16 protein-coding genes and 3 pseudogenes are annotated in these 26,687 nt (G+C 38.7%); 12 read left to right on the top strand and 7 right to left on the bottom strand.

Annotated features, from left to right (window positions below; all coding sequences use genetic code 11):
* Positions 1-6: 6 nt before the first annotated feature.
* A complete protein-coding gene (locus AB1A03_RS00535; protein ID WP_354622652.1) occupies positions 7-1,104 on the bottom strand; it encodes a GNAT family N-acetyltransferase in 1,098 nt (365 codons plus the stop codon).
* 348 nt (positions 1,105-1,452) lie between these two features.
* Here AB1A03_RS00535 and wecB point away from each other — a divergent pair, with 348 nt between their 5' ends.
* The 11 genes and pseudogenes from wecB (at position 1,453) to AB1A03_RS00590 (ending at position 16,604) form a co-directional block, all read left to right on the top strand.
* Positions 1,453-2,586 (top strand): non-hydrolyzing UDP-N-acetylglucosamine 2-epimerase, encoded by a 1,134-nt coding sequence (wecB, locus tag AB1A03_RS00540; RefSeq protein ID WP_354622653.1) that lies wholly within the window; start codon positions 1,453-1,455, stop codon positions 2,584-2,586.
* A gap of 26 nt (positions 2,587-2,612) precedes the next feature.
* Positions 2,613-3,899, top strand: a complete 1,287-nt coding sequence (gene wecC / locus AB1A03_RS00545) for a UDP-N-acetyl-D-mannosamine dehydrogenase (protein ID WP_354622654.1) — start codon at positions 2,613-2,615, stop codon at positions 3,897-3,899.
* 158 nt (positions 3,900-4,057) lie between these two features.
* On the top strand, positions 4,058-6,142 hold the full coding sequence (gene prsK / locus AB1A03_RS00550) for an XrtA/PEP-CTERM system histidine kinase PrsK (RefSeq protein ID WP_354622655.1): 2,085 nt from the start codon (positions 4,058-4,060) through the stop codon (positions 6,140-6,142).
* A 47-nt stretch (positions 6,143-6,189) separates the two neighbouring features.
* Complete coding sequence (locus AB1A03_RS00555) at positions 6,190-6,801, top strand: XrtA/PEP-CTERM system exopolysaccharide export protein (protein ID WP_354622656.1); 612 nt, start codon at positions 6,190-6,192, stop codon at positions 6,799-6,801.
* A gap of 2 nt (positions 6,802-6,803) precedes the next feature.
* Positions 6,804-8,369, top strand: coding sequence for an XrtA system polysaccharide chain length determinant (locus AB1A03_RS00560; protein WP_354622657.1), 1,566 nt, complete (start codon positions 6,804-6,806; stop codon positions 8,367-8,369).
* A complete protein-coding gene (locus AB1A03_RS00565) occupies positions 8,366-9,127 on the top strand; it encodes an AAA family ATPase (protein WP_354622658.1) in 762 nt (253 codons plus the stop codon). Before AB1A03_RS00560 ends, AB1A03_RS00565 begins: the two co-directional genes overlap by 4 nt.
* 8 nt (positions 9,128-9,135) lie before the next feature.
* Positions 9,136-10,425, top strand: coding sequence for a hypothetical protein (locus tag AB1A03_RS00570; protein ID WP_354622659.1), 1,290 nt, complete (start codon positions 9,136-9,138; stop codon positions 10,423-10,425).
* A gap of 26 nt (positions 10,426-10,451) precedes the next feature.
* A pseudogene (gene prsR / locus AB1A03_RS00575) lies at positions 10,452-11,808 on the top strand (PEP-CTERM-box response regulator transcription factor).
* Positions 11,809-11,849: 41 nt separating this feature from the next.
* On the top strand, positions 11,850-14,489 hold the full coding sequence (locus AB1A03_RS00580) for a tetratricopeptide repeat protein (protein WP_354622660.1): 2,640 nt from the start codon (positions 11,850-11,852) through the stop codon (positions 14,487-14,489).
* 374 nt (positions 14,490-14,863) lie between these two features.
* Positions 14,864-15,379 carry a PEP-CTERM sorting domain-containing protein gene (locus AB1A03_RS00585; RefSeq protein WP_354622661.1) on the top strand — a complete coding sequence of 172 codons (516 nt, stop codon included), beginning with the start codon at positions 14,864-14,866 and terminating at the stop codon, positions 15,377-15,379.
* 193 nt (positions 15,380-15,572) lie between these two features.
* Complete coding sequence (locus tag AB1A03_RS00590) at positions 15,573-16,604, top strand: polysaccharide deacetylase family protein (RefSeq protein ID WP_354622662.1); 1,032 nt, start codon at positions 15,573-15,575, stop codon at positions 16,602-16,604.
* A gap of 74 nt (positions 16,605-16,678) precedes the next feature.
* On the opposite strand, the gene pyrE is transcribed toward AB1A03_RS00590, so the two are convergent.
* The 6 genes and pseudogenes from pyrE to typA all read right to left on the bottom strand — a co-directional run bounded on the left by pyrE (position 16,679) and on the right by typA (position 24,649).
* Complete coding sequence (gene pyrE / locus AB1A03_RS00595; RefSeq protein WP_354622663.1) at positions 16,679-17,320, bottom strand: orotate phosphoribosyltransferase; 642 nt, start codon at positions 17,318-17,320, stop codon at positions 16,679-16,681.
* A 4-nt stretch (positions 17,321-17,324) separates the two neighbouring features.
* The gene (gene rph, locus AB1A03_RS00600) at positions 17,325-18,044 is read right to left on the bottom strand and encodes a ribonuclease PH (RefSeq protein WP_354622664.1); all 720 of its coding nucleotides are present in this window, start codon (positions 18,042-18,044) and stop codon (positions 17,325-17,327) included.
* 146 nt (positions 18,045-18,190) lie between these two features.
* Positions 18,191-20,998, bottom strand: a complete 2,808-nt coding sequence (locus AB1A03_RS00605; RefSeq protein WP_354622665.1) for an insulinase family protein — start codon at positions 20,996-20,998, stop codon at positions 18,191-18,193.
* A 188-nt stretch (positions 20,999-21,186) separates the two neighbouring features.
* Complete coding sequence (gene dtd / locus AB1A03_RS00610; protein WP_354622666.1) at positions 21,187-21,624, bottom strand: D-aminoacyl-tRNA deacylase; 438 nt, start codon at positions 21,622-21,624, stop codon at positions 21,187-21,189.
* Positions 21,621-22,481 carry a virulence factor BrkB family protein gene (locus AB1A03_RS00615; RefSeq protein ID WP_354622667.1) on the bottom strand — a complete coding sequence of 287 codons (861 nt, stop codon included), beginning with the start codon at positions 22,479-22,481 and terminating at the stop codon, positions 21,621-21,623. Before AB1A03_RS00615 ends, dtd begins: the two co-directional genes overlap by 4 nt.
* Before the next feature lie 345 nt (positions 22,482-22,826).
* Positions 22,827-24,649 (bottom strand): annotated as a pseudogene (gene typA / locus AB1A03_RS00620) (translational GTPase TypA).
* Positions 24,650-25,064: 415 nt separating this feature from the next.
* Between typA and glnA the strand changes: the two are divergent.
* Positions 25,065-26,481, top strand: a pseudogene (gene glnA / locus AB1A03_RS00625) (glutamate--ammonia ligase).
* Positions 26,482-26,687 lie beyond the last annotated feature (206 nt).

Here is a 26,687-nt window from a genome sequence, read left to right on the forward strand (position 1 = left end):
TAGTGCTTACAATGGTTGTAGATAACGTCCCGTAGGCCATATTTCTTTTACCGCAAAGGGGGTGTTTTTCATTTTATTTTGCCAAATGAAAAGGTTAACCCCCAATTTTTTCTCGGCAAGCCAGCGCCTTTTATGGTCGGTATAAACGCCTAAAAAATCATAACAGTCGAGCCCTTCTCGAAGACATTGATTAAACGAATAATGGCGTAAAACTTGCCCTATTCCCGGTATAAAATCGGGATTGTAACCTTCTTGAATGGCCAAAAACTGATTGTTATAGACATAACCGAGCTGCATCGCTTGAATTTCACCCTGACTCTCAAGTCTAAGCAACCATAACCACCCTTTTTTTAGCGCCAACGGCACAAAGTGACGATAGAAATCAACCAATTCAGGACGTCTTTGAAACGTCCCGCCACCCGCATTCGCCCAATGTTTATTATGTAATTGAAATAACATTTCAAGGGTTTCACTTATATCGTCAACCATGTCACTAACCACAATTTTCCATGGACCAGTCTTATCCAAACGACGGCTAGTTTGGCGAATATTCGTGCGTAAACTCTTCGACAATTTAGGCAAAAAATCGGTGGGCCACGCGTTTAAATACGTTTGCGCAAACTCAACTTTACGGCGATGACTGTGCAGCTTTTTAACGTTCGCCAGCGATTGAAGCAGGGTCTCTCCCCCCTTTGTCCAAGCAGAGATATTACTGAACCAGATAAAATCCCAATCATCTTTGCGCTCAGGGCTCAATAAACTGCCCCATAATAAAGTTTTTAGCTCATCACTCCGCTCGGCTTTAACAATGAAATTCGCATATTCAGCTCCAGAATTTTTGTCACCAAGACAGCGCAATGCTTTATAAGTTACTAAATTTACCAATCGATACATTTGCATATAGAATGGGGCGATTGCAATCGGTTTGAGATCTTCTTGAATGACAATAATATAGGGTTTTAGTGGGGCTTCCTGCGCCTTTTGCCAGCAATTAATCCACTCCCAAGTGAGAAAAATATTGTCTGCATCTGATTGCCTCAGTAAAGCCTCCCAATCATCTTTGAGAGAATCGAAATCTCGCCACTCTGTAATGACTTTAATCACAATAGAACCTCACTGCAAACTATTCCGTAAAATACCGTTTCACTTATCATGATAAAAAATATAACACATTTATATCAACAAGATAATTGAAGTTTTCTCCTCACTAAGGTTTAATATACAGATAATTTTTCACAAATATGTAATGATTAGCTACATTCTTTTTATAAAATAGTATTTTCTATGACCAAGGTAGAAATATAATTGTTTGTCGATCTATAAATGGAAGATTATTTGGTATACTACTCCAATGTTACCTTTAGGTAATGAAAATGTTTAGCAAATGTTAACAATAATTAGTTCATTACCATCATTAAGGTTTATAATGCAAACGATAATATTGAGCAAATTATGGCTATAAAAGTATTAACTATTTTTGGTACCCGACCAGAAGCCATAAAAATGGCCCCCCTTGTTGATGCATTGAGTAAAGATACAGAATTTGAAAGTAAAGTCTGTGTTACCGCTCAACATAGAGAGATGCTTGATCAAGTTCTCGAGTTGTTTAGCATCACACCAGATTATGACCTTAACATTATGAAAGCGGGTCAATCTCTATCGGATATCACAAGCAAGATTTTACTTGGTCTCGCCCCTATTATGAGCGAGTTTAAACCCCAAATGGTCTTAGTCCATGGGGATACCTCCACCACATTATCAGCTGCATTAGCTGCGTTTTATCAGCAAATCCCTGTCGGTCATGTTGAAGCGGGTTTACGTACTTACAATTTAAACTCCCCTTGGCCAGAAGAGGGAAACCGTAAACTAACCGGTGCTATTACCGAACTTCATTTTGCACCAACAGTAAGCTCCCAAGCTAATCTACTCAATGAAGGAATCGCGACTGAGAAGATTGCCGTGACGGGTAATACCGTAATCGATGCATTAATGATGGTCACTGACAAACTCAACAATAATGCCCAATTAACAGACTCTCTCGCGACTCAGTTTCCACAATTAGAGGCCGATAAAAAACTGATTTTGGTAACGGGACATAGAAGAGAAAGTTTTGGTAATGGGTTTGAACGAATCTGCGAAGCATTAGCCGAAGTTGCCAGTAAACATGCAGAGATACAAATTGTATATCCCGTGCACCTTAATCCGAATGTCAGAGAGCCTGTGAACAGAATTTTGCACGGGCACAGTAATATACATTTAATTGAACCGCTAGATTACCTTCCTTTCGTCTACTTAATGAATAAATCTTATTTAATTTTGACCGACTCAGGTGGTATTCAAGAAGAGGCCCCAAGCTTAGGAAAACCGGTATTAGTCATGCGTGATGTAACAGAGCGTCCAGAAGCGGTCATGGCCGGTACGGTTCAATTGGTGGGTACCGATAAACAAAAAATCGTCTCTAACATTGACCATTTATTACAAGATCAACTCCTTTACAGTAAAATGAGTAAAGCCCATAACCCCTATGGAGATGGGCACGCTTGTAAACATATACTCGAAAAAATAAAGCAACATTTCAGCAATTAATAGATTATCTAAGGACAGTTAATCGTATGGATAGTGTAATAAGTAACGTTAAAGTACCGACTTCAACATTCAAAAAAGTTTCCGTTATTGGCCTCGGTTATATAGGCCTACCAACGGCGGCGATTATCGCTTCTAGGGGCGTGGAAGTGGTAGGCGTAGAAGTCAATCAGACCGCGGTAGAGACCATTAATGCGGGAAAAATACATATTGTTGAGCCTGACTTAGATATTGTTGTTCGTAGTGTGGTTTCGACGAATAGCTTAAGAGCAGTTACCATTGCCGAGCCAGCAGATGCATTTATCGTTGCCGTCCCGACCCCCTTCATTCATAGTAATGACGATAGCCATCAACCCGACCTTAGTTACATAAAGTCCGCAGCAAATACTATCGCTCCCGTATTAGAAAAGGGAAATTTGGTTATTCTAGAATCGACATCTCCAGTGGGTACAACGGAAAAACTCGCCGCTTGGCTTGCAGAGGCGCGTCCCGATTTATCGTTTCCACAGGATAAGGAAGATGATGCCGACATTAAAATCGCTTATTGTCCTGAACGAGTCTTACCTGGACATGTATTGCAAGAGCTTGTCTCTAATGATCGCGTTATTGGTGGCATGAGTAAAACCTGCAGCGATTTAGCCGTAGAGTTGTACCGCATTTTTGTTCGCGGAGAGTGCATTATCACTAATGCTCGCACCGCTGAAATGGCAAAATTAACTGAAAACTCTTTTCGAGATGTCAATATCGCTTTTGCGAATGAACTGTCAGTAATAAGTGATAAGTTAAAGATCAACGTTTGGGAGTTAATCGCACTGGCGAACCGCCACCCTCGCGTGAACATTTTAAATCCAGGCCCAGGCGTAGGTGGACATTGTATCGCCGTTGATCCTTGGTTTATTGTTGATAGCTGTCCAGAAGAGGCCCAGCTGATTAGACAAGCGCGCTTAACCAATGATCACAAACCACACTATGTCGTAAAACAAGTTATACAGGCAGCAGATGAATTCAAGCGCCCAGTTATTGCCTGCCTTGGCTTATCATTCAAAGCCGATATTGACGATTTACGAGAAAGCCCTGCATTACAAATCGTTGAACAATTAATGGAAAAAAATATCGGGCAACTACTCGCTGTAGAGCCAAATATCAAATCATTACCTCAATACTTACAAACTGCAGGCGTCAAATTTGCCACATTAAAAAGCGCATTAGAGGAAGCCAATGTGATTGTAATACTTGTTGATCACCACGAATTTAAGACTGCAGATAAAACGCAATTTGCAACTAAAGTAGTTATTGATACACGAGGAATACTATAAACCATTTAAAAAGTCCGTTACTTAAATAACTAATTGTATTAAATAATACTGCTAACTTTAATCAAGGTAAAAATAGAGAGTTTGCGATTATATCCGTCAGTAACACTGATGTTACTGACGCTAGCTCATATATTTACGACGGGATGGTAAACTCGCTTATGATGGATTATTACTCAAAGCTAACACTATACAGCTACTTAATCGCCTGTGTCGAAATTGCATTGGCGTTGACGGCTCTCATAAAGATAGAAAATATAAAAATAAAACTGAGTTTTTCTCTCCTAGCCATTTTCACCGCTATTTGGCATGTTAGCTTAACTAATAATCCCTTTTACACCATTCCCACTAGTTATCAATTCCAACTACTTGAAATACTGCGTTACATGGCTTGGTCCTTTGTACTTATATATCTACTGATGTATGCACAAAAAAAACGCCTTCCATTATACTGGTCAATTTTATTATATGGATCAATAGCAATCGCTTGTGCGCTATGGGTGAGTGGGATAGACAATGAATTAGCCCCATTATTGCATTTAAAATCATGGCTATATATAAAAATAGTTCTCTGTTTAGCCACCATTGTTATTGCTGAACAACTGTTTAGATATAAACACGCTAGTCGCGTTGGTAAATTAGTCGCGCTAATCGCTATCACACTGCTCTCCTATGACATGTTGGTTTTCTGCAATTTATTGCTATTTAGTTATGAAAATCAGAATCTTTGGTACGCAAGGGGATTCATTAGTTCCGCTACTTCATTGATCCTGGCTTTATCGATTATTATCTATCCTTTCCATCAGCGTCAGGATAACAAATTTCAATTTTCACGGTCGATCATCATTTTTAACACCAGCTTTATATTGGCCGGCATTTTCTTGATTTTCATGTCCTTACTCGGGATTGTAGTTAGGTTTTTTAATGTAGAGTGGGCTGCGGTGATACAAATCCTGCTATATGTTATGGCACTATTTGCAATCGCAGCACTTTCATGCATGGAGCGATTTCGCGAGCTAGTTACCGTTTGGGTCAGTAAAAATTTCTTTAATAAGAAATATGACTATCAAAAACAATGGATTGATTTAGATGCACTGCTTTCACAAAAACGTAAGGATAACAACGGCTATGAAATAGCATTAGCTACGATAACCACGCTATTCAAATGTAAAAGTGGTGGGATTTGGCTTAAAGGGCCACAATTTTATTCCCCAATCGCATTAAAGAACTTTCAATTACCTGCTTCACGAGCGATTGAAGTGAATAATAGCCAATTTATTGAATTAATGGCTGCAGATGAATGGGTCTTTCAGGCTCCTCGATATACGGGTAAACATGACTCATTTAATAACAAATATTTACCCAAATGGTTTGTCGATACAAAAGATGCTTGGGTAATCGTCCCTTTAAATACACATGAAGGGCTAATTGGCTTTGCAGTATTATGTAAGGAGACGATAAATTCATCCTTAACTTGGGAAGATTTAGACATATTAAAATTAACTGGGCGACAAATTGCGAGTTATATTAGCAACCATCAAGCATCAGAAAAATTAATTCAAAATCAGCAATTTGATCTGTTTAACAAAATAACCGCTTTTGCCGTTCACGATATAAAAAACCTTATTGCACAGCAGAGTTTAATGATTAAAAATGCAGAGAAGTTCAAGTCTCACCCTGATTTTCTTAACGATGTCATATTAACAATCTCCAACTCAGTTGAAAAAATGGATCAGCTATTGGTAAAACTACAGGGTAACCCACATGGAAAACTAGAGTCTGTCAATGTCAACAAACTCTTACAAAATGCCATTGACATGAATGCATCTCATCTCCCCATACCAGCACTAGCTATAGATGGGCCAAATGCCTTTGTCATGGCAGATAAGGATAAGTTACAAATGGCACTCTACCATTTGATTAAAAATGCTCAAGACGCCACTCCGGATGATGGGCGCATTACGATAAAATTGAGCAGTGAAAGCCAGGCACTATGGTTAGAAGTCAAGGATAGCGGTTGCGGCATGGACAAAACCTTTATTAAAGAGCAATTATTCAAACCCTTTTCTAGTACTAAACAAGATCAAGGAATGGGAATCGGCGCATATCAGATTCGAGAACTGATCCACTCATTGCAAGGAGAGGTTTTTGTTGATAGTGTTGTGGGGAAAGGCACAAAATTCACAATTTATTTACCCTTAAATGGCGCTGAAAAAAAAACAGATGAACTACACTTACAAAAATAACTAGCCAGTAAATGGCTCAAATTAATGGAATTAATTGAGAGGATAATATGGAAAAAATATTACTGTTAATGCTAAGCCTTTGTTTAATAACAAGCTGTTCCACATCATTAGAAGCCCCTAAAGAAAATACAATAGAAGCTGACATTGAAACAGTAGAATACCGAATCGGGGTGGCAGATCAACTATATGTTAATGTGTGGCAGAATCCAGACTTGTCATTAAGCGTACCAGTTCGACCCGATGGCCGTATTTCAGTTCCCCTTGTTGGTGACGAAAAAGCCGTGGGTCTCTCCGCAGAAGAGTTAGCCGCACAGTTAAAAACAAAACTTAATAAGTTCATCCGCAACCCAGAAGTTACGGTCATTGTCACCTCCCCCGTAAGCGCTGAATTTTTGTCGCGAGTACGTATTACAGGGGCCGTTCAAGCACCACTTTCAATTCCATACAGACAAGGTATGACCGTGCTTGATCTGTTATTACAAGCGGGTAGCTTAACCCCCTTTGCGAACGGAGATAAAGCCGTTTTATATCGCAAAACTAAGGGGGGTACAAAACGCTACGCAATACAACTCAACAGCATAATCAAAAATGGTGATATAACCACCAACTACGAGCTACGCCCTTCAGATATTATTATTGTCCCAGAGAGTGTTTTTTAAAAATGGAAATTAATGAAATATTCAAATATATAGCGGTACTGTGGCGAGAAATATCCCTTCGTAAATTTAAAGCGATATTTCTCATTACCTTAATAAGCTTTGCCATCCTCGCTGCAGGTATATTTAAACCCTCAGAGTATAATAGTGAAGTCACTATTTTCGCTGATACGCAAAATGTCATCAAACCGTTGCTGGGTAAGCAAACATCGGTCACGAACGTAAAACAGAATAGAACCGATCAAGTTCGCGACGTTATATACTCCCCCAGACAATTAAATAAAGTCATAGACCGAGTGTATGGCAAAAGCATTTACCCAACAGCAGCAAGTCGTGAAAAAAAACTGACCGAATTAAGACAAAAATTACAAGTTGAAGGCATGTCAGGTAATTATATTAAAATTTCCTATTCTGATAATAATGCCGATATGACCTTTAGATTACTTAACGAAGTGGTTTTATTATTCGTTGAGGACAGCGCAAACACTAAGCGAGATGAAAGTCGCAGCGCCTATAACTTTATAGAACAGCAAGTAGCAAGTTACAAAGAGCAATTATTACTGGCAGAAGAAAAATTAAAAACGTTCAAATCAACCCATTTAGATGGCACAGAGGCGGAAGTTGAGGCTCGCATCTCTGATTTACGTAATGAGATTGAACATTTAAAAATTGAAGAAATGGAAAGTCTTACACGAATATCTTCCTTACAAAAGCAGTTGCGCTCGCAGGATAAGTTTTCTGCAAATGACTATGAAGCATCTCTGTATCACGCTCGACTAAAAGAGCGCCAACAATATCTAAATAATTTACTGCTCACCTATAAAGACGATTACCCTGAAGTGCTCGAGGTACGTTATCAAATAAGTGACATCAAAAAAAATATCAATGACTTACAAAACAGAGAAACAACCACCACCAATGGAAATAACGAATTCAACCCTCTGTATCAAGAACTTAGCAGTAAACTTGCAACGGCTCAAGTGGCTCACAATACCATTCAAAACCGACTTTCAGCCTTTAAGAAATTACTCGATGAGGCCTATGAGCGACGCAAACGAATTGCTAACAATCAAGCCGAATTGGCTGAGTTAAATAGGGATAACACGGTTATCAAAGCGTTATATGAAGATATGCTTGCCAATAAAGAGAAGGCCCGCCTATCAATGGTGCTCGATATCGAAGGACAAGGTGTTAACTATAAAATTCAAGAGCCAGCAAGCTACCCAACAGTGCCTTCGGGACCAAGGTTTCTACACTTTGTGGCTGCGGGTCCTTTCATCGGCATTTTATTTCTGATTGCAATATTTATAGCAAAAATATTATTGGATAATAAAATTCGTTTTGCTTCTCAACTTGCTGTTTTTACAAACACTCCTCTTCTGGTTACGATTAAGCACAGCCTGAACCACTCGGAAAGAAAAAAGAAGCGCATTAATAATATCGCTTTATTCATTTATATGCTTTTTGCAATGACATTTTATATAACGATTGCTGTAGCACATAAATATGATGTACCAATCAGGGAGCTATTTACGCCATTATATAGCCAATTAATGGAGATGATTAAATGACAGTTAAAAATTCAAATTTACAGTTCTCTGATGTAAATGAACCCCCCATTACAGCAATTGCTATGAAAAACGATAGCCGTAAACAAATTCGTAATATGAATGATGAATGGCTATTAACACCAACGGAACTTGATGAACTTAAAATTATTTATCCTGGCTGCCAAGATGATAAATCAATCAATGATTATCGAGAGTTGCGCACTAAGCTATTAAAAATATCAAATAACGAAAATTTTGTCTGCATGGTATCGGGTATTAACAAAGGTGCAGGCACTACCCATATTGCCGTTAATTTAGCGGCAAGTATCGCTCTGGATCACAGTAAAACAGCGTTAATCATTGATTGCAACAGCTACTCACCAGCACTGAATGATTATTTAAAAGAAACACCAGAACTCGGTTTATCCAATTTTCTCGAAGAAGAAACTGATGAAATAGAAGATATTATCTACCCATCTGGGATCAGACGCATCAGGATCATACCAGCGGGTGTAAGAACTGAACATGCGGCAGAAAATTTTTCATCGGAGAAGATGGAGCAATTTATTGCCATGGCGAAAAAACGCTATCCAGACCGCTACATTATCCTAGACACCCCCCCAATTGGGCACTATGCGGAGAGTCAAATATTAGCCTCCATCTGTGATATGGCGATTCTAGTGGTGGGCTATGGTCAAGTAAGCACATCTCAAGTGCAAATGGGTATCGACTTAATTAGTAGTGATAAACTGGCAGGCATTATTCTTAACAATAAGTGATAGTATTTATGAATATTAATAAAGTATCTGTTAAAACTCGTCCTATTCTATTCGGGTATCTACTTCTGAGCCAAGCAACCGTGTACGCAGTTGAGGATGGGGATAGTAGAAGCAAGTTCATAGAGATGGGAGCAGGGTATCGGTATAGCACAAATATTTACAAGACATCAGCTAATGAAAAGAACAGTTCTACGCCAACTGCAGATATTGCCGTAGGCTATGAACAACAACAAAATAATAATGAAATTGCACTAAATTATTATGCCGAATACGCTAATGAAAGTGCCAATCGATTAAAAAACAATAGTTATTGGACGGGAAGTGCCCATATTAAGCAGCGGCTATTTAGTGATAATTTACAGTTTAACCTAACTCACACTCGGCAACGCTATATCGTTAATCAAAGTGAGCCTAATCTTGATAGTAACCAAGATGAGCGAGATTTTCTTAATGTCGGATTACAATGGTTTATTCGCTATTCTCAACGAAGTTCAATCATCCTAGGTGCCTCCCATAGTGAAACCTGGTTCAATGGCGGTAACACAAGTGACAGCAACAGCAATAAAGGACAAGTAAGCTGGCAATATTTGCTTGCAGATCAGTCCAAACTCGAATTAAGCTACTCTGCAAGCAAAAATAAGTTTGATGATTTCGATAACAGCTATAACGAACATAATGCCGATGTTCGCTTAACACGCGAGTATGTTTTAGGTGTTTATTCATTAAATGCAGGTAAAACATGGGTTGATGGCTCACAACAAAATTACAATGGCGCGCACTATGGTTTTACTATAAATGCACTTTTAAGGGGTCACCTATTATCATTAATAACAGCGAGGGAGTTAACTAATTCATCCGTACAAGCCGGGGAAGATGATGAATTAGACTTCTCCCAAAACCAACTATTTTGGCGTACCCGTGCAGCACTTGTAGATAAATATGCAATGTTTGACGACAAGCTAATCAGTAATATCCGTCTATATTTCGACCATGATAATGAGGTTGCAACGATAAATTCAGGAGACACAAAAGATAAAAACCGCTATGGCGCAAAAGGACAATTAACATGGGTAATGACTGAAAAACTCAGTTCGAGTCTACTCGCAGATCACAACCAATCAGATTTATCGGAAGGTGGTAAGAGAAAATTTACCCAGTTTGAAGTATCCAGCAAATATAATATAACTGACTCATTATACGTACAATTTTCTGCATCTCATGAAGAACAAGGAAAAACACCTAAGTACGATGGTTATAACGAAGAAATTTTTGCAACCCGAATCGCAGTAAGATACTAATATAAAAATAATATAAGGGAATAATTTTGCACAAAAACAATGCTCAAACATTATTAATTGTAGAGGATGATATTGGGCTGCAAACGCAATTAAAGTGGCATTTTTCTGACTATAATGTCGTTGTCGCTGCTAATTTAGAAGATGCGATTGTCGCCATTCGCTTGCATGAACCCCAAGTAATGGTTCAGGATTTAGGCCTGCCACCTGATCCCGATGGCGTCTCTGAAGGCTTTGCCCTCTTGCAACAAGCGTTGCAAATAAACCCATACATGAAGTTAATTGTTATGACAGGTAACGATTGTAATGATCACGCCCTTAAAGCCGTTAGCCTTGGTGCCTATGATTTCTACAGCAAACCCGTCAACCCTGCAACGTTAGAACTCATTGTACAAAGGGCTTTCCATATGCATCAACTCGAGTCTAAAAATAGAGCCTTTCAACTATGTCAAAGTAGTAACCTTGAAGGCCTAATTACAGGCGACGATAGAATGCTTAAAGTATGCAAATTAATTGAAAAAGTTGCCCCGACCAATGCAGCCTGCTTGTTACTTGGAGAAAGTGGTACGGGTAAAGAAGTATTAGCAAAATCACTCCATACATTAAGTCCCCGCACTGAAAAACCATTTGTCGCCATCAATTGTGCAGCATTACCTGAGAACCTATTTGAAAGTGAGTTATTTGGTTATGAAAAAGGCGCATTTACTGGTGCGGTAAAAAGTACCGCAGGTAAGTTTGAACTCGCTGATGGAGGTACCGTATTTCTTGATGAAATAGGTGAAATGCCATTGCAACTACAGGCAAAATTGCTGCGTTTCCTACAAGAAAAGGTAATCGAGCGTGTTGGTGGTCGTAAATTGATTTATTTGGATACACGTATTGTTTGCGCAACCAATAGAAATTTAGAAGAGATGATGGCCAGTGGTGACTTTCGTGAAAGATCTCTACTATCGAATTGCCGAGATACAAATAGACATCCCTCCTCTAAGGGAAAGAAGCAGCGATAAGGTATTGTTAGCTCGCTATCTATTGAAAAAATATGCACAAAAGGAAAACCTTAAAATTATCGGCTTTACAGAGGAAGCCATTAGTGCAATTGAAGAATACTCTTGGCCTGGAAACATACGTGAACTGAGTAATAAAGTCACTCGGGCTGCGATTATGTGCGAACAAAAATATATTAATGCGGAAGATTTAGGCTTAAAAGCGGTTGATAGCTCTCCCCTAAACTTAAAAGTGGTAAGGGACAGTGCTGAAATACATGCCTTAAAAACCACCCTTAGTGCAACGGGAAACAATGTCTCAGCAGCAGCTAAGTTACTCGGCATCACGCGTCCGACATTATATGATTTGATAAAAAAACATAATATCAATGTAAATGACTAACTCACTCTATTCATCGCTAATTAAACTGGAAATCTATAAAAATGAAAATGACATGGATAAAGATTAAGGCAATAAAAACCTTGGCAATAGTTGCTTTTAGCTGTGTAGGGCTAGTCGCCTGCGGTGAACCAGAAGAAGCGCAAAAAAACACGAATCCAGATGCTTATATCAAACAGGGTCAGGCCTATTTAGCGATGCACCAATATAAAGCGGCATTTAGTGCTGCTAATGATGCAATCAAAATAAGCCCAGATAAACTTGAAAGTTATCTCATATTGGCTGAAATACATCAACAATCAGGACGGCCGCAAGAGAGTATAAAATCGCTCGAAAAATTTACTGGTGTAAAAAATGCTGAATATTATTTTGCATTGATAGATGCCTATCAACAATCTCAAAAATTATTATCAGCACAGCATCTCATTGAACAACAGCAGCAAATATTGTCAACTCAAGCGCAACGCCTACAATTCGTTGAGGCAGAGCAATTGCTCTACAGCAACCAGTTCAGCGAAGCACAAGATGCATTTACAACCTTACTTAACAACCCTGAATACAAAATACCAAGCATGTTAGCACTAGCCAAAATTGAAGCATTTTCTAACAATATTACAGCGAGTAATAAATGGCTTGATGAAATAATAGAATTAGATGTAAAAAATACCGATGCCTTGTATCTAAAAAGTATGCTGTATATTAAAGTCGGCGACCTCAACAATGCTGAAAAATACCTTTCCGATACTTTAACAACACTGCCTTCTTCCGATATTTTCACTAATCAAAGAATTCAGATAATTCAGAATTTATCAGCGGTATTAACACAGCAAGGAAGAAGCGCTGAAGCGATGGTATACTCGCGCATTTTATCAGATGAATTTCCAGGTGCAGAATCTCTTTCCATGCAATACAACAGAGCACTTGAATTATTTGAAAAACAAGATTTTCTAGCCGCAAAAAAAATATTAGAAGAAATTCAAAGCAGTCATCCTGCCCATAAACAAGCCTCTACATTATTAAGTTTAATTTTATATAGTGAAGGAGATCTAAAACGTGCCGAAGAGTTACTCAGTGAAGTCGTTGATCCTGAAACCTCTTCAGAAAAACTTACCGAGCTCCTCGTCACAACACAACTACAGCAAAACAAGTCTGCAGCGGTACTAAATCTACTTGATAACACCCCAGAAGAAAATAGAAATAGCGACATGTGGGTGCTTTACGGTAGTGCTGCAATCCAAGAACGAGATTTCACGAAAGCATTGACGGCTTTAAAAAAAGCCCAAGAACTTGATGCTAAGTCAATAAATGTCGCTCTCTATGAAAACTATTACTACAACAATTTAGCAGAGCCCCAATCCGAAAAAGGGCTACAAGCAATAAGCAGCGCTTTATCAATTCATCCTGAAGCCGTTAAATTACAAATTGCATATATCAAACAACTGTTAAAGCTCGATAAAAAAGCTGAAGCTGATAACTATGTTACCGACCTAACCCAAAAATATAGTAGCAATAGCCAAACCCAATTAGTTGTTGCACATTACTATCTAGCAGAGCAAAAACTTGATCAAGCAAAAGAAGTTTTAGAAAAAATATTGCTCTTCGAAGAAGATAATCTACAAGCACTCTATGGCATAGCGCGGGTAAATGAACTGCAGCAATACTGGCAAATTAATTTAACAAATTATAAAAAAATAATTGGTTATTACCCCCTTGAAATAAATGCTTATCATGATCTAGTTATTACTTTACTTCGCTTACAAAAGGATCCACTACAAGCCAAAGCGTATCTTCCTGACAATTATCAACCTAATTTACTCGCATTAGCATTAGCTTATTTAACGTTACAACAAAATAAACTGGAACTGGCGAAGCACTATGCGCTGGAGGCTGAAAATGGTTTACCAAATAAGTATCAAGTTAACTTAGCCTCCTTAACATTACAAATAAAATTAATTGAAGCTCAAACGGCATTTACCACCGGTGATTACCCAACAGCCAGGAAAATGGTCATCGAGGCTTTGGTACAAAATCCCAAAGATATTCGTCTATTAAGCCTTTTAACCTATACTGAAATTCAATCTAAAGAGTACAACGAAGCTAAGAAAATTATTGACCAAATAGCAACTTTATTACCCAATGCCCCCTTATCTACGTTACTTGCATCTGAGCTACAAGTCGCACAGGGAAACTCAGAGAAAGCCACTGAGCTATTGCAAACCTATTGGCAAAAGCACAAAGATGATCAAGTTGCAGATAAGATATATCAACAATTACGACTTAAAAATCCAGCAACAGCAGAATTATTCCTAGATGAGTGGTTGGATGATTCACCTGATAGCATTATGGCATTACGTTACAAAGCGCTACAATTGCAAATGCACAACAAAACCACACAAGCACTTGTTTTTTATGAGAAAGTATTATCAAAAACAACAAATGACATTACTAGCCTTAATAACGCAGCCTGGTTATATTTTGAACAAAACGACCCCAAAGCACTCTCACTTGCAGAAAAGGCATATAAACTTGCTCCAAATAATGGCGCTATTTTGGATACATATGGCTGGATTTTATTTAATACCAAGGACAAGGCCTCGGGTAAAAAACTGATAGAGCAAGCATCAAAATTGTTACCCGATGATGTAAGCATTAAAGAACATTTAAGCGCGATTAATCAAGAATAGCTTATATCTATAGAGCATAGCACTGTAATGGCTACAAATAACATTACAGTGCTTTTTTATAAAAGCAAAAAGTCACTTAAACCACACGAGGATTAGACTATACGTCATATTAATCCATTCAATTTTACATAATAGAAATTCCCCTCCAAAACGCAATCATCAAAAAGCCTTTTATACAAAATCTTATAATGATAGGAATTTATATAAAATGTCGAAAAAATATACATGTCGCAATGTGTTCAACATTACAATTCATTATAAGCAACTGATAAATAAAAATATAAAAGAAATGGCCTGCTATATGCTTAACTCAAATAGGCAACCACAACAATATATTCGAGTTAGCCTTTAAACCACTACATAAGGAGAATAAGATGAAAAAATTTCTTTCACTATTATCTATTGCGTTAGTTCTTTTATTTACTGCGAGTAGCGCTTCAGCAATGCTTATTCAAGGTGAGATAAGTTTTACAGGTAATGCAACAACGACTGCTGCTGGAGGGGTAGTTACCTCTGTCGACTTCGGCACTTTTAATGTCGATGTAATAAAAGGCAACTTTATACCTTACGTTAGTACAGGGGCTGTTGCAACATTCACAGACCTCGCAACTGTCGCCGCTACAAATAGCTTATGGACAGCAGGAGGCTTTACTTTCGATCTTAACAACGTGCTTTACAACTCTGTTGACTATGGCGCAGCCGTTATTGCAGGAACAGGATTTATTTCAGGCAATGGCTATGACTCAACCGCTTTCAAATGGTTATTTACGAGTCAAGTTGGTGAATCAAAAACTTTCTCTGCGACAGTAGTTCCTGCTCCAGCAGGTGCAGCATTACTTGGTTTAGCTATCTTGGGATTTGGTTTAACTCGTCGCAATAAAAGAGCATAAGGTAACAAAGAATAACAAAATAAAGCGCTACGCTGCTAAATTTTCAGACCCATAAATATATTGCTTATTTATGGGTTTTTTATTCTACATAAAATCTACAACTCATAGATCACGCACATAAAATTAGCCTCTTACTCAGCAACATGAATTACGTTATGATGATATTGCCTCCTTCTTGAAATGGACTATATGAATGGAAAATAAGAAAACGAAGTTCTTGCTCAGTTTAGATTATGAGCTTTTTTTCGGTAATAAAAGTGGTAGTGTAGAAAACTGCATGATTAAGCCAACTGAGCAATTATTAACACTGTTGGATAACTATAACTACAAAGTAAGCCTATTTGTTGATGCGGGTTTTTTACTTAAATTGAAACAGTATGCAACTGACTTCCCTCAGCTAGCCCTACAATATTCCTCAATAAAAAAACAGCTTCTTGCACTTTCTGCAAATGGTCACGATATACAACTTCACATTCACCCACATTGGCAAGATAGCATCTATGATGGAACAGGATGGATTATTAATACACAACGCTATCGCTTACACGATTTTAGCCCATTAGAGGTGAATGAGATAGTACAAAACTATAAACAAGAGCTTGAATCCTGTACTGAACAAGAGATATTTGCCTTTAGAGCAGGCGGTTGGTGTTTACAGCCATTTGCACAGATTAAGCAAGCATTGCAAGCTAATCAAATTTGGCTAGATAGCACCGTTTTTAACCAAGGTCATTCCGATGATCCGACACGTTGGTTCAATTTTAAAAATGCGCCTAAACAAGCTTACTGGCATTTCAGTGATGATCCAGTACACCCTAATAAGGATGGTTATTTTACAGAAATCCCCATTAGCGCAACGAAAACATCTCCCTTATTTTTTTGGAAGTTAGCATTACGTAAGAAATTATCTCGTGGTATTTTTGACAGCTTTGGTGATGGGCAAGCAATGATTGCCAATCGCAGTTATTATATTGAACGTTTAACTAAAACAACCTATGGGCCAGTGATGGTTGATGGTTCAAAGGCAGGGCAATTAGAGAAGGCATATCAGGACCATCTAAAATCAGCGGATCATGACAACATTTTTAATGTCATGGGACATCCAAAAAGTTTATGCCCCTACTCGTTGGTCAAATTAAAACACTTTATAGAAAAACATCATAATGAAATGAGATCTATTACCTATCAGGACCTTAAGCATTTAAAGCGTAATATAGTCAAATAAGACAGCCCCCTGAATATAGGTTTACCATGTTCAGGGGGAGAAAACACACAGTCAGCAAAGATAATTGCGTATCGTTAAATTCCGTATGCTAAGCGATAGGCTTTAACTGACTCAAGGTGCTCATGCATATCTGGTTGCGCTTCTAAATAGGTAATGAGGTCTGATAACTGCACGATAGATATCACCGTTGCACCATAATCACGTTCAACTTCTTGAATAGCCGATAATTCAGCCTTACCTTTTTCTTGACGATCCAACGCAATTAACACGCCAGCTAGCTGTGCATGGTGAGCTTGGATAATATCCATCGATTCACGAATGGCTGTGCCCGCGGTAATAACATCATCTACCAGCATGATTTTACCTTGCAACTCAGAGCCAACTAAACTCCCCCCTTCACCATGTGTTTTAGCTTCCTTACGGTTAAAACAATATGGTATATCTAAATCATAACCATCCGCTAATGCAACTGCCGTGGTTGTTGCAATTGGAATACCTTTGTAGGCTGGCCCAAAAAGGAGGTCGTAATCAATTCCAGAATCCATTAATGCTGCCGCGTAAAATCGCCCTAAGCGGGCCAAATCTCGCCCAGTATTAAATAATCCCGCATTAAAAAAGTAGGGGCTTATACGACCAGATTTTAGGGTAAATTGACCAAATTTAAGCACCTCTTTTTCAAGTGCAAATTCAATAAACTCTTTCTGATAATCTTTCATATTACTACTCCGCGCTTAATGCTTTTTTCTGCTCGTTAATTAATTTATTAATGCCACCTTCCGCAAGGCTCAACATCGCTAATAACTCCTGATGGCTAAAGGCGCCATTTTCAGCGGTACCTTGAATCTCAATCATACCACCGCTATCGGTCATCACGACATTCATATCTGTTTCTGCATTGGAATCTTCAGCATAATCTAAATCACAGACAGCTGTTCCTTGGTAAATACCCACTGACACAGCTGCAATCATCTGTTTTAAAGGGCTTTTTTTCAGTTTACCCGCAGCCACCATCCAATTTAATGCATCGACCAGTGCAACACATGCCCCAGTGATAGAAGCTGTGCGCGTGCCACCATCGGCCTGTATAACATCACAATCAACAGTGATCATGTTTTCACCCAGTGCATTTAAATCAACAGCGGCCCGTAATGAACGAGCAATGAGGCGTTGAATTTCTAAAGTACGCCCACCTTGCTTTCCTTTTGCCGCTTCACGCATATTGCGAGTATGTGTCGCACGGGGCAGCATTGCATATTCGGCAGTTACCCATCCTTTACCCTTTCCCTTTAAAAATGGCGGGACAGAATCACTGACACTGGCATTACATAATACTTTTGTATTGCCAACCTCAATTAACACTGAGCCTTCGGCATAATCGGTATAATTACGGGTAATTTTAATATCACGGTTTTGCTCTGGAGTTCGGTTGCTAGGACGCATAAATCAATCAGCCTTATTAAAAAAAGAAGGCGCATTATATACCGATTCGCCTTCAAGATGCGAATTCAGTGAAATGCGCCAACTTATACCAATCGGAATAAAGAGTGCCGATATGCGAGGCATTGATTACAGTAACAACTTGCTCTTTATTTATCTCGATTAGCTACCCGCTTTGGTAAATTATCGACATCTGTAATTTTCACTTCATTAGGCAACGACAAGAATGGAAGCTCTTTATATTTCGTTCCCTGTACTTGTACGATAATTTGCTGACTGCTCTTACCCTGCAAAAATACTTTTTGATAAAATTCCTGCACGGCTTGCAAAGAGATACTCTGCAGAGTTTTAATATAAAGTGGTTTATGATTAACATCCGCTTTGATACTCAACCATTCATTCATTAAATAATCAAACTCTGCGGCAATATTATTCGGTTTTGCTAAATAATTAGCGACATGAGCTTGCTTAATTGTATTAAATTTTTCTGTACTTATTTCATTTAATTGCTGAGAAAATTTATTTAAAAAGGCATCAAAACGGTCATAGAGCTGCGCATTACTTAGCACCGGCGTTTGTGTGAATAAGCCGAAGGCAACGCTATCATTAACCGGAAAAGAAGCACTAAAGGGTGAATAGGTTAACTGTTCTTGAGTGCGAATTTGGTCATAAAATGCAGGACGCAATAATTGGTTTAATAACTCTGCGGTTGCTAAGGATGCATCGTCCTGGAAATCGGTGAGATAAATAGAAGCAAGCGCATCATCTTCCATGGGCGAAGTAAGCGTATAATTTAAGGGGCCTTGCACAAGATTCGCCTGTAAACGGTCAATCACATAGAATGGTACAGATTGAATCTTGACCAGTTGCTCTATGTCATGGAATAACGCAAGTACTTGCTTACTACTCAGGTTCCCTAACGCAAGTAAGCGCACGCTTGAAGTGCTAAATAATTGCTTAATGAAGAGCGACATATCATCCACAGTTATCACTGCTAGTGCATTTTTTAATGTTTCATCGGACCATGTCGGTTGACGTACAACATCACGAAATCCTGCCATCGCCAAATCCATTGCTTTAGATTTACTCTTATTATTAAGTCGGCGCTCCATCTCTTGTTTCGCCTGAGTAAGTGATTGCTCACTAAACTCTGACTTTTTAATCTCTTGCAAGACAGTTAATAGCAACTTATCCTGCTTATCACTATAACCACTGGTATTGATGACCATTCCATTACTATTATTAATAGAAAAATTTAAGCCAGCTTCCTGTGTAATAAAGTTCAATTCCGCAAAATTTTTATTCAATAAATTAAGTAGTAAGCTCATCATCACACGATTATTTGCGCTTTGATCGGCAATATCATTATTAAGCTGCAACTTTAAAATAGCTTTAGGCTCATCCAAATACTGACTTTGCTGATACCACAACGAAGCGCCGGGTTTATTAATCAACTGCTGTGCAACCTCAGTCTGCTCATTATTAACAAGTGATAAATTTTCAGGTAACCACAAGTTACTACTTGGTAATTTTAAATGAATATTTTTTGCATCCGCTAGCCAAGCTTGTTGAGTTTCAACCGATACCTGTTGCAGTGCATATTTTCCTTGATAATGAGGGATCTGAAGCTCCCCTTTTACACTCGGGCTTACTTCAAAAATGCGGCTATTCTGTGGGGTCAAATAGGTTAATAGTTGGGTAATAAATTCACTATTAAAGGCATCAAGTCGATAGGGGAAGAACAAAATATCTTTATATGGGTAAATCTGCATGTTCGCCGATAACGCCATGACATAATCAAAGCCTGAGTATTTATTTAAAAATTGAAAACGTGTACTTAAACTTTGCTGCTGTTGTTCATACTGTAAGCTATTTATCCCCTTATTTTTAATCAGGTCAATAAATGCAAATAATGTCGCCATGATTTTATCTTGCTGCTCAACACCTTTACCGGTGAGTTTAAACTGCATACTCAGTTGTGAGTATTGCTCACTATATGTACTATAGAATCCCGACATCACCGACTCAACTAAAGCCTGCTTTTGCAAGGTATCTGACAACCCTCCTTGATGGTCAGAGCCTAACAAACGACTAATATACCCACCCGGTTGATACATATATTCATCTTTGACGCTCGGTAATAAAAAATTCACCTGCAGCATTTTAATATCGGCAGTGGGCTTCATAGAAACTTTAATCGCCAACTGCTCCTTTGTTAACAAAGGGGTCGCAATAACAGGTTTGCTAACCTTTTTGTTAGGTATTTGCGTCAAATATAAACTGGCAACCTGCTCCAACTGTTTTATCGTCCTGGGGCCAGTGATAGCAACCTTCATTAAATTAGCGGAATAGTAACGGTTAAAAAAACGGACCAATTCATCCTGTAATTTACTATTGGATTTGTCCACTAACGTGGTTAAATCGCCCGTGCTAAAACGTGCCATTGGATGGTCAGGATTAAGTGTAAAACGCTGCAAAGCATAAAGCTTACGCATATCATTATCAAAATAGGTTTTGTGCTCTGCATTCACGGTATGGCGTTCTTTATCGGCATATTTCTCATCGAGTAAAGGCGCTCTCATCACATCGCCTAATCTATCAAGCGCCTCACCTAAATAGTCATCATTCACTTCAAAGCCATATACCGTGCTATCTTGTGACGTATAAGCATTCGTATAACCACCGTGCTGATTCATAAATTCGCTATATTCATTAATCGTAGGGTAACGTTCTGAGCCAAGGAATAGCATATGCTCTAAATAATGCGCTAAACCTAACTGCAATTCTGGATTATGCATACTACCAACGGGCACAGATAAAGAAGCGGAGCTGTTCTCTAAATCAGGATCAGAAACGAGCAAAACCTCAAGGTCATTGCTTAAACGAATGACTTTATATTCACGCGTATCATTGGGGCTTTTTATAATATGGTTATCTAACGGGGTAAATGAAGGCATCGCTAACTCAGTGTTTGGGGTGGCATTTGCCAATGGGATAAATGAAACAAGGCACAGCAAAGAGGCTGTGAGCAGATATATCGAGCTAATACGCGGCATTATTTTTATCTCAAGTGATGTGAATATATATGACAAGCTAATGTGCGATAAGTTTAACAAAAAAATAAATAATACCAATGACTATGGAATTAAAGTTGCAGCCAAAATGTCATCGGGCCATCATTGCAAGATGATACTTGCATATCTGCGGCAAACTCTCCCGTTTCAACATGGCTTCCTAATAGGCGGCATTGTTCAATAAAGAGTAGATATAGCCTTAATGCTTCATCGGGTTCAGCAGCATGACTAAAGCCAGGACGATTTCCCTTACGTGTGTCCGCAGCTAAAGTAAATTGTGATACCACTAATAGATCCCCTCCCGCTTGCTGAACATTCAAATTACTTTTACCCTCTTGATCGGCAAAAATACGTTGCGCTAAGACCCGCTCTGCCAAACGTCTACATTTTTTATCGTCATCGCCCTTCTCAACGGCTAAATAAACGAGTAAACCATTTTTTATTTCGCCAACAGTACTATTAGCAACTTCAACTTTAGCTTGAGTCACCCGTTGTAAAAGTACAATCATCCATTATCCTTTGAAAACCTATCCGTTTGATGCAAAAACTCTTCTAAAGTTGCCGTTACTTCTGCCCCAATTAAAATAATTAACCAGACAAAGTAAATCCAAACAAACAGAATAGGGATAACCGCTAATGCACCATAGATTAACTGCTGCGTTGGGAAGTGGGTAATATACAAACTAAAAAGATCCGTTGCCAAATGAAATAATAACGAAGTTAAAAAACCACCAATTAAGGCATAACGAAACCGCACCCGTTGATGGGGAACCAAAGTATACACGCCTGCGAAAGCGAGCCAGGCAAAAATAAAGGGCATGAAACTTAAAATTTTCTGACCAATGGATAGATACCCCTCTTCTTGGAAAATAGTAAAAAGGTAAGAACTAAGTGCAATGCTACCACCAATGATAATCGGACCTAGACTCAGAATGGTCCAATAGATAGTGAAAGCCTGTACATAGGAACGTTTATTATTACAGCGCCAAATCCGATTTATCGTTTGGTCAATGGTTGAGATCAATAACAGTGCAATGACGATTAACGAAGCGATGCCCATCATGCTCATTTTTTTGGTATTTTCGATAAAACCACCCATATGATCCTTAATTGCAGCCCCGGATGTCGGAACAAAATTGTTATAAATAAGGTCTTCAATGATGGTATGTAATTTTGCAAACATCGGAAAAGCAGAAAGCATATAAAAGATCACAGCAAGAAAAGGCACTAATGAAAGCAGTGTCACATAGGCAAGATGCCCTGCTGGTACTTTAATATTATCTTGTTGGCAACGATGCCATAAAAAAACAAGATAGGCGTAGCTGCTTTTACTTTTGTTAATTAACGCTTCTTTATCAAATTGCACGATAACCATCCTTGGGTTTCAATATCTAACTATTTTATAACTATACTCGCTACCAATGTAAATGCAAAAATCGATCATAATACCAATCGGATTAAGTATGTGATCTAAATTTTGTGCAGGAAAAATGGCTTAATTTGAGGCGTAAGTTGACGTAAATGGTTTCTCCCTTTACGAAACTTACAACAAAAAAGTAAGTTATTTTAACCAGCAAAATAGAGCAGCTATTTACTCCGATTGGTATAAGCTTTGTCCTAGGAGAGCGTGTGATAATCGGGGGTAGCAACGAACAACCAAAAAAAAAGGCCTTACCTAAGTAAGACCTCAATTAATCAGTAAGTTAACTAATTAACCTTTAGCTGGACGAGCCGCACGTTTACGTTCATTTTCAGTAAGAAGTTTCTTACGAATACGAATGCTTTTTGGCGTCACTTCCACTAACTCATCGACATCAATAAACTCAAGCGCCTGCTCAAGTGTTAATATTATTGCAGGTGATAAAGTTTGCGCTTCATCTGTACCCGATGCACGTACGTTAGTTAGCTGTTTACCACGGATACAGTTAACTGTTAAATCGTTAGCACGGTTATGAATACCAATAATTTGACCTTCATAAACCTCTGTACCATGTCCTAGGAATAGGCGGCCACGATCCTGTAAGAAGAACAGAGAATAAGTAACAGCTTTACCCGTTTGATTACAAACTAATACACCATTTTGACGCTGGCCAATTGTACCGCCTTTGTGTGGGCCGTAATGGTCAAAGCTATGGTATAAAAGACCAGAGCCTGAAGTTAATGTCATAAACTCAGTTTGGAAACCAATTAAACCACGGCTTGGGATCATAAAGTCTAAACGAACACGTCCTTTGCCATCTGGTGTCATATTCGTTAGTTCCGCTTTACGAATACCTAACTGTTCCATAACACTGCCTTGATGTTGCTCTTCACAGTCAATTGTCAATGTTTCCATTGGCTCTTGTCTCTGTCCATCAACAACACGCTCAATAACCTCAGGGCGAGATACGGCTAACTCATAACCTTCACGACGCATATTTTCAATGAGGATACCTAAATGCAATTCACCACGACCAGAAACTTTAAATTTATCTGGATCTTCCGTCTCTTCTACTTTAAGCGCAACGTTGTGTACCAATTCTTTATTTAAACGATCCAAGATATTACGTGATGTAACGTATTTACCTTCTTTACCACAGAATGGAGAATTGTTTACTTGGAAAGTCATGGTAACGGTTGGTTCATCAACGCTTAATGGCGGCATCGCTTCCACATTATTTTGTGCACAGACCGTATCAGAGATTTTTAATTCACCTAAGCCACTGATAGCAATAATATCACCAGCCTGCGCAAGCTCTACATCATGGCGCTCTAGACCTAAATAACCTAATACTTGACCCACTTTACCATTACGTTTTTTACCATCTGCACCAATAACGGTAACAGGTTGGTTAACTTTCACATTACCACGGGTAATACGACCAACACCGATAACACCAACATAGGAGTTGTAGTCAAGCTGAGAGATCTGCATCTGGAAGTCACCATCACGATCTGCCGCAGGTGGTGCTACATTATCGACGATAGTTTGGAATAAATCTTCCATGCTATCTTTTTGTACATCTAACTCATCACTCGCCCAACCGTTCAATGCGGATGCGTAAATAACTTTAAAATCTAATTGCTCATCAGTTGCACCCAAATTATCAAACAGATCAAATACTTGATCCATTACCCACTCAGGACGAGCACCTGGGCGATCAACTTTATTAATAACAACGATAGGCTTGAGGCCATAGGCAAATGCTTTTTGTGTTACAAAACGGGTTTGCGGCATTGGACCATCAACGGCATCAACAATAAGACATACACTGTCTACCATTGACATGATACGTTCAACTTCACCACCGAAGTCAGCATGCCCAGGAGTATCTACGATATTGATATGGTAATCATTCCACACAATCGCTGTGTTTTTAGCAAGAATTGTAATACCACGCTCTTTTCAAGATCGTTAGAGTCCATTATGCGTTCTTCAGAACCGCCACGTAAATCTAGTGTGCCAGACTGCTGTAAAAGTTTATCAACTAGGGTTGTTTTACCGTGGTCAACGTGAGCAATAATGGCAATATTTCTTAATTTTTCTAACGACATGATGCGCCTCAAAAGTAACTATTAATAAAAATACCAATTAAGTGAATTAAGTCATGATGAATCTATTACAGACTAAATTCATTTAATTGGTATAAACGCGCACATTGTAACCATAATTTAAAAAATAGAAAGTTTTAAGTCCGTCACAATTCATATATCCGCCCTAATACTTGCCTTTAATAATGCTTTAATCATATTTACTTACCCATTTATACTTACAGCAACAACAAAGCACCAAAATAATCCACAAAAGCACCTTGTTGGTGCAAAGATTAATGCGTTTTTCATTTACTACAGGTAAAGGTCTTGAAATTATAGCATTATATTTTTTTGGTATAATTTTAGCTTTGTTGGAGTTCTAAATTATTTTTGTTATGGTTACCCTTCATTTTGATGTTAATTAGAGGTTCTAAACATGTCTGTAAAAACTGTGCAAGATGTTCTTAATTTAATCGAAGAGCAAGAAGTAAAATTCGTTGATTTACGTTTTACCGATACACGAGGTAAAGAGCAACACGTTTCGATTCCACATCACCAAGTTGACGAGGACTTTTTCGAAGATGGAAAAATGTTCGATGGCTCTTCAATTGCAGGTTGGAAAGGCATTCAAAATTCTGACATGGTATTAATGCCAGCGCCAGAAACAGCCGTACTTGACCCCTTTACAGATGATGTAACACTTAATATTCGTTGTGATGTATTAGAGCCTAAAACCATGCTCGGTTACGACCGTGATCCACGCTCTGTGGCAAAACGTGCAGAAGCTTACATGCGTTCAACGGGTATTGCTCATACGGTTTTATTTGGTCCTGAGCCTGAATTTTTTCTATTTGATGACGTTAAATACGGTAACTCTATGCAAGGCGCATTCTTCTCTATTGATGCAAAAGAAGCTGCATGGAATTCAGGAATCCTGACGATGAAGGCAACACGGGTCACCGCCCTGGTGTTAAAGGAGGTTACTTCCCGTGCTGTACCGTCAATTCAGCGCAAATATTTGTAGTGCAATGTGCTTAATCATGGAAGAAATGGGGCTAGTTGTTGAGGCTCATCACCATGAAGTAGCAACGGCAGGCCAAAATGAAATTGCCTGTCGCTTTAATACAATGGTTGAAAAAGCCGACGAAATTCAAATTTATAAATATGTTGTGCATAACGTCGCTCATGCATACGGTCAAACCGCAACATTCATGCCTAAACCGATTATTGGCGATAACGGCTCAGGCTGCCACTGTCACCAATCTTTAGGTAAAGACGGTGTTAACTTATTCTCGGGTGACCAATACGCAGGCCTATCGGAATTAGCACTTTACTATATTGGCGGTATTATCAAGCACGCTAAAGCCCTTAATGCATTTACCAATGCATCAACTAATTCTTACAAACGTTTAGTGCCACATTTTGAAGCCCCTGTCATGCTCGCATATTCTGCAGGTAATCGCAGTGCATCAATTCGTATTCCAATTGTACCTAGCGCTCGTGCTGCACGTGTTGAAGTGCGCTTTCCAGATCCAACAATGAATCCATACCTTGGTTTTGCTGCAATGTTAATGGCGGGTCTTGATGGCATTAAAAACAAAATCCACCCAGGAGAATCATTAGATAAAGATCTCTATGATCTTCCTAAAGAAGAGGCTGATGCGATTCCACAAGTAGCTGTTTCTTTTGAAGAAGCACTTGCAGCTTTGGATGCGGATCGCGAGTTCTTAACCGCTGGCGGCGTGTTCTCAGATGAGGCTATTGATGCTTACATCGCACTTAAAACAGCAGAGTGTGAGTCTGTTTCTCGTGCCACACACCCGAAAGAATTTGAACTATACTACAGCGTATAATTTAATTAATATCACATTGCATTAACTTTAAAAAGGGGCTTCATAGCCCCTTTTTTATTACCTGCAAAACCCCTCATTGACAATAATTTATAGCATGGATAGTATTCACTCCCACCAGCAAAAACATCAATATATTATAAAAAAAGTCACGCACTAGCGTAAACAACCAGAAGACAGCAGGTTGGTATAATTATTGCTTAATTACC

It is taken from the genome of Psychromonas sp. MME2, assembly GCF_040566515.1.
Lineage (GTDB): Bacteria > Pseudomonadota > Gammaproteobacteria > Enterobacterales > Psychromonadaceae > Psychromonas.